The sequence below is a fragment of the Streptomyces coryli genome, assembly GCF_011044975.1.
Classification (GTDB): Bacteria; Actinomycetota; Actinomycetes; order Streptomycetales; family Streptomycetaceae; genus Streptomyces; species Streptomyces coryli.
The window spans coordinates 1-1,187 of record NZ_JAAKZV010000548.1 but is presented as its reverse complement, the minus strand read 5'-3'; the positions used below and the strand labels follow the sequence as shown (position 1 = coordinate 1,187).

Annotated in this window: 1 pseudogene; it reads left to right on the top strand. The window is 79.5% G+C overall.

Annotation, left to right across the window (positions count from 1 at the left end):
• Positions 1 to 218: 218 nt before the first annotated feature.
• Positions 219 to 1,187 (top strand): annotated as a pseudogene (locus tag G5C51_RS43610) (hypothetical protein); the annotation flags it as partial.

Below are 1,187 nucleotides of genomic sequence, written 5' to 3'. Positions count from 1 at the left end.
CCGCCCTGCCAACCGCACCCGCCACCGCTCCCGGAGCTGGTGCCGCTGCCGCGTCCGCGGACTCCGCGGACCCCGCGGAGTCCAGCGTCGAGTCTGCGTCCTCCGGTGAGCCGACCGCCGGGCCCCCGCGGGCACCTGTACGTCGCCGCCTGGCGCGACTGCTCGAGCCCGCTGTCCCGCGGCAGTATCGGCGCGGGGCGGGGCAGGAGCAGCGCCGGGTGGACGGTGTGCCCGATCCGCTCGAGGACGAGGACTCGCGGAGTGCTGCCGATGCTGCTGCCTGCGAGGGGCTGTTGCGGTGCTGGGTGCGGGAGAAGGGGGTGGAGGAACCGTCCGGGGACATGCTGCGGTTGGTGCTGCCCGCGAGCGGCGCCGCGCTGCGGGTCCCGGTGCGGTACTGGTCCGCCACCGGCTGGCACCGTTTCGGCCGGCCCCGGCTCCACGGTGCCCCCGCGGACGCCCCGAGCCTCGATGCCGTCACCCTCGCCTCGCTGCTGAGCCGCGAGGCCGCGTACGCCGCGGGCGGCGGCTGCATCGCCGAGGACGGCTCCGACCTGGTAGGCCGCGTCGCCGACTCGGTCCGCCGGACAGCGGAATTCGTCGCCGCCCGCCGGGCCCGCCCGGCCGATACGGGCCCGGGCAGCCCGGCCGCAGCCGCCTTTACCAGCGCAGCGGGGCCGCTAGCGCCCTTGAGCACGCCCACGTCACCCGCCGGCCCGGCCCGACACGCCGCCTCACCAAACGCGGCCCGCGCATCCACCCCCGCGGACGCCGCGCGCCAAGCCATCGCCCCCACCCACGCGACCGCGGGCAACACCCCGGGCGCCTCTGCTGCGGCGCCCGCCGCCACTGAGTCGGCCGCGGGCGCCACGCCGGGCGTCGCCGCATCGGCGCCCGCCGCAACTGAGTCGGCCGCGGCCACCACCCCAGGCGCCTCCGCTCCGGCGCCCGCCGCAACTGAGTCGGCCGCGGGCGCCACGCCGGGCGTCGCCGCTCCGGCGCCCGCCGCCACTGAGTCGGCCGCGGCCACCACCCCGGGCGCCTCCGCTTCGGCGCCCGCCGCGACCGGCGCGGCTGCCCCCGCCGCGGGCGAGGCCGCCACCCACACAGACGCCGCTGCCCGGCCGCCCGCTGCCACTCCCGCCACCATCACGCCAACCCCCCACGCAGGCGCCGCTGCCCCGCAA